Origin of the sequence: Methanoregula sp. (assembly GCF_002835825.1) — an archaeon.
GTDB lineage: Archaea > Halobacteriota > Methanomicrobia > Methanomicrobiales > Methanospirillaceae > Methanoregula.
The window spans coordinates 1-7,261 of sequence record NZ_PIZH01000078.1 but is presented as its reverse complement, the minus strand read 5'-3'; the positions used below and the strand labels follow the sequence as shown (position 1 = coordinate 7,261).

Sequence of the window (7,261 nt, the reverse complement as noted above, 5' to 3'; positions counted from 1 at the left end):
ACAAGGATTTTCTGGTCCTGGATAAGGGGGGTTTCAGGGACGAGCACATGGAGGTCGCCGTGGACAATCGTTTCGCAGGCAAGGCAGGCCCATTTCTGAAGCTCGGCTTCGGTGAAAAACCTGCCGAATTTCTGCCGGTCGAACTCTGCCCGGCCCGACTGGATAAAGACAATACATTTGCCGCACTTGCCCTGCCCGCCGCAGACCACGTTCATGGAGAGGCCGGCCCGCTGCGCGGCATCAAGCACGGTCGTTCCCCGGGGGACATCGATCTTGCGGTAACTGGGGAGGAAGGTTACGGTCCGCATTTATTTCTTCCACTCCTCGTGCAGGTACTCCCCGATCTCCGCTGCGTCGCGGGGGCCGACAAGGACCTTCCAGCCGGTTGCATCTTCGATCCTCCCGGAAAGGGGTGAGGCGTAGCCGGGAATGATCAGTTTCCGGTGGGAGACCTCGTTCTCGAGCCCGAACTTCTTGATCGAGTCCCGGACAAGCATCTCCGAGAGTTTTCCCGCTGCTACTGCTGTCAGGACCGAGAGCCCCTCCGTATCCACGATCAGCATGAAGCATGGGACCCGGGCAGATTCGAGGTATCCCTGGAGCGTGAAGAACGTGAGCGAGAAGTTCACGGTCATCAGGACGGGGGAGTCCTTGTCCGGCGAACCTACGCGGTAGATCCCCGGGTTCATCTGGATGGGTTTCTGGGGATCGGTATAGATATTCTGTCGTAATGTGAGAGCGGCTTTGGCGGCCCCGACCGGAAGGGGATCGGTAACGATGACCGAGCCGTATTTGACAATTCCCACTGCAACAGCCGCGTCCTGCTGACCGGTCTGCGCTGCATTGAGGTACACGGGATACCCGAGATCCGGGACAGCGCGGGTGATGGCAAGCTCGCGGATCGCGGTAGATCGCAAAATAAATTCCCCAAGTGAATCCGGTGCAAGGTCCAGGACAAGGTCGGGCACTCCTTCGGCTGTGCATGTTTTTACCAGCTGTACGAGACCATCGAGGCTGTCCGATCTCACAACGAGCGGGCACCCGTGCTGCTTTGCCAGGGCGCACATCTCCTTTACATTCTCCAGTGTTGCCGCATGGAGGAGGGGGCGGTAGGTGCCGCAGTGGACGAGCGCTGCTTTCAGGGCTGCCGTGTCCTTTGAGATGAGGACAGGAGGCAGGTGGGCTTCGACTTTTTCAACAGTCTCGACCGCCCGGGCAAAGGTCTCCGCAGATCCGCTTACATTCTCGATTGCAATGCCATTGAAACGGAGGTCCGCGCCCACGCGGGTGAGGGTTTCATCACGGACACGTTTTGTCACGGCGATGATCTCCTCGCTTGTCATGGTATCCATGACACGGAAGACAATCCCCGTGGGATGGTAGAAGGTCTTCTCGTGCCGGTACAGGACCGTCTCTTCGCCGACCTTGAAGTTCCTGGTACCGACGCCGATCTTCACCAGGCGGATCGGCGGCCGGGTGGATGCGCCAAGCACGGATTTCGCTTCATCGCTCAGGTACGGACAGAGTTCGATGTCCGCTTTCCCGCCGGCAAGTTTCATGGCGAACGTGAGGCAGGTCGGGTCACCGCATTCCTTGCAGTTCTTCTTGGGGAGGAGCTTGTAGATGTCCAGTGCCTTGAGTGCCATGTCAGTGCACCCCCGCGGTATGAGCCTTTTGTTTCATGCCGGCAAGCGCTTTCCGTAATGGCGCGAGGGTTCCGGGGTGACGGACACAGAGGATCTCTGCGCCGGCAGCGGCAGCAGCAAGGCAGGTGAACAATTCCCACTGGATAGCAAGCTCGTCCTGCTGCCCGGGCCCTGCTTCACGCACTTCCTTGATACTGAGGGTATCCGCCGCAGAACAGATCATCGGCATGGCAAGGTCGGTGTCACCCTTGAGGGCGGAGAACCGTATCCGCTCCATTGCTGAGAAGGAATACTCGAAACCATACCCCAGTGCTCCCGTGTACGGGTCGATGACAATGTGGTCGCGCTGCACCCCGATCTCCTTTAAGAGGATGTTGAGCTGCTTTGCCAGGTTGATATCGATGGGAGACTGGGCGATGATGGAATGGTTGTAGGCAAGAGCAGCTGCTGCAATGCTGCGGTATTTCCCTGCTTCAGCGGTCCCAAGAAGGAGGCGCTCTCCCTGCCCGGCCTCCCCGCATTTCTGGTACACTTCGCTGTCGATTTTCGGCTCATTGCTCCCTTCGATGATGAGCGGGAGGCTCGTTGCCGAGAGGACGCTTTCAACAACAGGACCAAGAGAGGCGATGTCCGAGAAGTTCCTCTGCTTTGTGCTGGTCAGGTGCAGCCGGATAAGGTCTGCCCTGTAGTCTGTATCCGCTTTCTTTGCCCACTCGCTGACACTGGTCACCAGATCCCCGCAATAATCCCGGATGATTGGCGACCAGAATGCCGGGTTATCGCAAACCTCGAAGGCTATGAGCGGAGCGGGAGTGGTGGACATATCCTCAAGGAAGGGAAGTGTGCTTCCCCCGCCAATGCGGTAGGATACCCTCCGTGTGCCCCCGTCGTTTTTCGTTGCACCGAGAAGAACTTCTCCAATAGGAGAAGTCCAGCCGAAATTCATCTCATACTGCATGGCACTCACACCAGCGGTTTCATGGTCAGGGCAGGATGCCCGGCACGCTCTAAAAATTCCATGAGTGCTTCGATCGTTTCGGCAGTGGTCTCGTCTGCCACCTTGTCAAGGAACCCTGAGAGGCCCCGATCTGCCAGTTTCTTTACCAGCCGCTCCTTTAGTTCTTCCTTTAATGCAGCCGGCATCCAGACAAGCCGTTCGATCCCGCCTTCCCCCTGCAGGAACCGGTCGGAAAGAACATAGTTTTTGGAGATGCCGGCAAATCCCGGTGTCTGCGCACCTCCTCCGATGGTGCCTGCAAGCGTGGAGAATGTCATGCCCGAGGGGGTCATGCCTTTATACTCGCGGTTGACGACCATGATCCCGTTGACTTCCGGCAGCATCAGGGCAATTGCCTCGAAACAACCGCAGCAGGTCATCGGGTATTCCATAACGCTGTAGAGTGAGCAGCGTTCAATCTCGCCATGGCTTGCTTTCTTGACGAAACGGTTGACGCCCTCGAATTCCCCGGTCAGTTCGTTGATCACGGGGCCTTTTTCAATCGGCTGGTTGGCGCCGGAGGGGGACATCTCGTAGGCAATCTTTCCGTCAAGCCAGCTGATGGCACCGCAGAGGGCGAGCCGTTCGGGAGTGATAACACAGACATGGTTTGGGGCAAAGGTCTGGCAGAGCGTGCAGGAATAATACGTGTTCACGTCGGAATCACGCATACCCTTGATACGGGCATCGCGCTCATCGTATACCCGCTCTGCTTCTTTTTTGGCCTCGGCAACCTTTGTCGGATCCGTGATAAGTGTCACCGCTACCGCATCGAGCAGCTGGGGGAAGTCCATCCGGAACTTGCTTGCGAGCAGCTTGCCGATATGCTCGATCTTCACCCCTTTTGCAACAGCTTCCTTTGAGATCCTCACCCAGATGAGGTCGCGCTGGGCAACGTGCCAGGAGCCTTCGCCGTAGTTGACAAAATTATGGATACGGCGTTCGAGCACCGGCTCGTAGTCCTTCTTCATTGCCTTTCCTGCGACTTCAATGATGATCCCAAGCGGGTTTGCCGAACCCTCCTTCATGGCATCGATCTCCGGCCCGATGACCGTGATCTTCCCGTCTTCGATTTCCGAAGGCTCCCGCATCCGGAGAAGTTCAAATGCCGGTGATCTGCCGCCGCCGAATTCAACATACATCTCTTCTTTACGGATACTCTTGCCTTCGAATGCCGGGGAGCAGCTCATGGGGATGGGGATTGCCGTGACATGGACTTTGATTCCCTTGAGATCCATTCCCTGGCGCACCACATCGTCCGGTGTTGCCGGTACCCAGGTCCCTCCTTCGTAATCTCCAAGGGAGAGGATAGGGAATCCAAGGACCCGCATGCCATCGACAAGGGCGATCTCCTCATCCGTCAGGCCAGGGAAGACAATGACAATGGCCTTGGCACGCTCGGCTGCGTATGCCAGGAGGCGGTGCATGTCACCCGGCGTGACCCCGCCAAACATCATGGCAACGCGGGCCACAATGTCAGTAAAGTGGATGCCGTAGAACGGGGATGAGCCCAGGGGGATGAGGCGATAGTCGAGACCGAGCTTCACGCCGGCTCCAGACAGGGACGGGACAACGTTCCCGGCAAGGAACGTAAGCATGTATTTCTCCTGCAGTTCGCGACAGATGGCAGCAGCGCTCCCTTCGCCCTGAGGGGTGCCGACAATCAGGGCAAGGCCGAGAATGCTTCCGTCCACGAGCGAATAACCGAGCTTCCGGATCACCGTGTCGCTGATGAAACCGGTATAGGGAGCGGGTTCTTTTCCCTTTACTGCGGTCTGTTCAGCCAGCAGGCATTCGGATGCAACGATGGGGTTGTCTGCGGTCTTTTTAAGAACTTCTTCCACTGCTGCCCGGTCGTGGACTGCGACACCGGTCAGCGCGTACGATATCGGGAGGTGGTAGGCCGTTTCTTCATAAGAGAACGGTTTCTGGATCGCCTGGATCCTCGTTTTCAATGCCTCTTCGCCATGTTTTTTGGCTGATTCTACGTCGGTCATTACCTCTTTTCCTCACACCAACAGTTACCCGGTAATATAGATATAGTTTCGTTATACGGTAATCCGGAATTCGTCGGTTATGGCCTGGTCAAAAAAAACAGTGACCGTAAAGGAGATATAGCGAAGCACAATGATATTCTTTATAAATCGAGGAACTGTTATGGGAGAGATTATCCTGAATAGAATGATTCCACGGCTGGTTTTCCTTCTGGCCGTCATTTTCTGCATCCCGCCGGTACTGGCAGAGAGCGGCTCGATGTCGATCGCATACTGGGGCAATGGCGGCTATTATATCGGCGACACAATTATCTTCGATGGTGTTTCACCGGCAGGGAACTCCACGGCGATCAAGCTGACCGGGCCGGGGCTTCCGGCGAACGGTGTTCCTATTTACGATCTTGATGGTGCCGAGGGAACCGCGAACCCGGTTATCGTCAAAGAAGACGGGAAATGGCGCCTTGTCTGGTATACGGGATCGATCAAGAGCGTTGACAAGATGCAGACCGCCCGGTATTATATCACGGTTTATGATGTGAACAATCCTGAAGTATCCGCAAAAACCTCGGTCATGATGAAGAAGCCGGAGTTTTTTGTCACGGCAAATCCGGACATGCTTCAAACCGGAGAATATCTCCAGCTCCAGGGAACCGCAGAACAGGGCCCCTCTGACATCCATATCGTAATCAGCGATGAGGTCGGGAAAGTCTATCGCACGTATGACACAGCTGCTAGCCGGTCAGGATATTTCACCTATTCCTTCCGTATAGATATGCCTCCGGGCACATACTATGTAACCATTTCAAGCCCCTCCGTCAAGAACACGTACCGGACCACCATCACGGTTGTTCCGCCCGTCACTCCGTCAGTGAACGTTACTGCGTTACCAACGACATCCACAGGGATAGCAGCAGATGCCGGCACACTCTCCTTATCCTCCAACCCGGCCGGCGCTGCAGTCTATGTGGACTCTGCGGCCATGGGTGTCACCCCTATCACCCTCGCAAATATCGCACCAGGGATCCATACCGTGGAGATCCGGTCACCCGGGTATCTCACCTTCTCGCTCCAGGTGACGGTGAATGCCGGTGAAACAACTTCCCTCTCCCCGGCACTGGTGAAAAGCCCGCTCTCCCTCCCCCTTTCTCCCGTTACCCCGCTTGCCGGCCTGTTCATCGCTTGTGTTGTTTTCCTTGTCTGTTGTGCGGCTCGGAAGACAAAATAATCACGCTTTTTTAGAATTTTTCAGGGACCATAATCTATATCGACGCCCGGGCGCTACGCTAATACCTCAATCGGGATATTATGCAGAAGTATTCATTTGTCGCTCACATGCCGGATGAACCAGGTTCACTGCACCGGGCAGCTGAGATCATCAAGCAGTATAATGGTAATATCAACCGGATCCAGTTCGACCGGCGGATTGATCCCGGGACGGTCTTTTATGAAGTCACCGCAAATGAAGAATCGTACCGTAAGATCATGGATGACCTTGCCCGGATCGGGTACCTCCAGACCTCCCTTGTTACGCTGGATTTTCTGAAGTTCTGTGTCTATCTCCCGCACCGCCCCGGGGCACTCTATGAATTTCTCTCGTACATCACTGCTGCCGGGGCAAATATCGCGCTGATTGATTTTGACGACAAGGGCCGTCATCCCGACCGGCTGACCATCAGCCTGAATCTCGAACAGAGCAAGGAGATCGACCACCTGCTCGACCAGCTCAAGTCACGGTACAGGCTCGAGATCATCGAGTATGACCGGACCGGGCGTCATCTCGACGATACGGTCTTCTATGTCCGGTATGCCCAGGCGGTTCGCGAGCTGATAGGGGAATCGGAGGATGCATTTCTTCTCTCCTTCCTTGCTGACAGCAACCACATTGCGCAGGAGCTCATGGACCGCGGGTGCAATCCCCACCAGGTCTTCGACAGCGTCCTTGCAACCGGCCGGACCATGATGGAGACCTCGGGTTCCGGCTTTTATGCATCGGTACAACAGTTTGCGGTGACTCCCGAAATACTCCTGTACTGTTTCCAGCCTCCCTGCGGGGGATCGGTTTTTCTCATCAGTTCACCGGATGACCTGGTGATGATCGATACCGGGTATGGCATCTATCACAATGACTTCATGGCGCTCTTCTCACGGTATGGCATTGACATGAGAAAACTCTCACGAATCATCGTGACGCATGCAGACGCGGATCATTGTGGAGCATCGGGACATTTCAGTATACCGGTTCACATGCATACCGGTACGCTTGCGATCATCAGAACGAATAACCGGGGATGGGGATCACGGAGCCAGGAGTCGGTTCTTGAAGAGTTCTATACCAAGATGATCAACCTCTTCTCGCGGTTCCAGGTGCCAAAGGATATCTGCTGTTTCCGTGAGCCCGGGGGAGAGAAGCGGGGGATCTTTCCTGTCATCGGGAGTTTTTCGATAGGCCCGCTGTGACTGGATGTACTCGACGGGCTTGGGGGCCACACCTTCGGGCAGGTTTTCCTCTATTCGCGGCACCATGGCCTGATCTTCGCGGCCGATAGGGTCTTCACTTTCGGTGGCCTGCCGAGGGCACGGGCGGATTACATTTCCCTTGTGGCCTTCCTGGGCACCTCGGTCAC

6 protein-coding genes are annotated in these 7,261 nt (G+C 56.0%); 2 read left to right on the top strand and 4 right to left on the bottom strand.

The window, feature by feature from the left end; all coding sequences use genetic code 11:
- The 4 genes from CW742_RS04435 to acsB form a co-directional block, all read right to left on the bottom strand.
- The coding region (locus CW742_RS04435) for a 2Fe-2S iron-sulfur cluster-binding protein (protein WP_292417033.1) at window positions 1-308 on the bottom strand (308 nt) is incomplete at its 3' end.
- Window positions 309-1,646, bottom strand: coding sequence for an acetyl-CoA decarbonylase/synthase complex subunit gamma (acsC, locus tag CW742_RS04430; protein ID WP_292417030.1), 1,338 nt, complete (start codon window positions 1,644-1,646; stop codon window positions 309-311).
- A 1-nt stretch (window position 1,647) separates the two neighbouring features.
- The gene (locus tag CW742_RS04425; RefSeq protein ID WP_292417027.1) at window positions 1,648-2,604 is read right to left on the bottom strand and encodes an acetyl-CoA decarbonylase/synthase complex subunit delta; all 957 of its coding nucleotides are present in this window, start codon (window positions 2,602-2,604) and stop codon (window positions 1,648-1,650) included.
- A 5-nt stretch (window positions 2,605-2,609) separates the two neighbouring features.
- Window positions 2,610-4,640 (bottom strand): acetyl-CoA decarbonylase/synthase complex subunit alpha/beta, encoded by a 2,031-nt coding sequence (acsB, locus tag CW742_RS04420; RefSeq protein WP_292417024.1) that lies wholly within the window; start codon window positions 4,638-4,640, stop codon window positions 2,610-2,612.
- Window positions 4,641-4,824: 184 nt separating this feature from the next.
- On the opposite strand from acsB, the gene CW742_RS04415 reads away from it, so the two are divergent.
- Both CW742_RS04415 and CW742_RS04410 read left to right on the top strand, forming a co-directional pair.
- Window positions 4,825-5,862 (top strand): carboxypeptidase regulatory-like domain-containing protein, encoded by a 1,038-nt coding sequence (locus tag CW742_RS04415; RefSeq protein WP_292417021.1) that lies wholly within the window; start codon window positions 4,825-4,827, stop codon window positions 5,860-5,862.
- A gap of 80 nt (window positions 5,863-5,942) precedes the next feature.
- On the top strand, window positions 5,943-7,094 hold the full coding sequence (locus CW742_RS04410) for an MBL fold metallo-hydrolase (protein WP_292417018.1): 1,152 nt from the start codon (window positions 5,943-5,945) through the stop codon (window positions 7,092-7,094).
- Window positions 7,095-7,261: the final 167 nt, after the last annotated feature.

Excerpts from the sequence above, each read along its gene's own strand:
- acsC (WP_292417030.1), bottom strand. The coding sequence starts at position 1,646 with ATGGCACTCAAGGCACTGGACATCTACAAGCTCCTCCCCAAGAAGAAC.
- CW742_RS04425 (WP_292417027.1), bottom strand. The coding sequence starts at position 2,604 with ATGCAGTATGAGATGAATTTCGGCTGGACTTCTCCTATTGGAGAAGTT.
- acsB (WP_292417024.1), bottom strand. The coding sequence starts at position 4,640 with ATGACCGACGTAGAATCAGCCAAAAAACATGGCGAAGAGGCATTGAAA.
- CW742_RS04415 (WP_292417021.1), top strand. The coding sequence starts at position 4,825 with ATGATTCCACGGCTGGTTTTCCTTCTGGCCGTCATTTTCTGCATCCCG.
- CW742_RS04410 (WP_292417018.1), top strand. The coding sequence starts at position 5,943 with ATGCAGAAGTATTCATTTGTCGCTCACATGCCGGATGAACCAGGTTCA.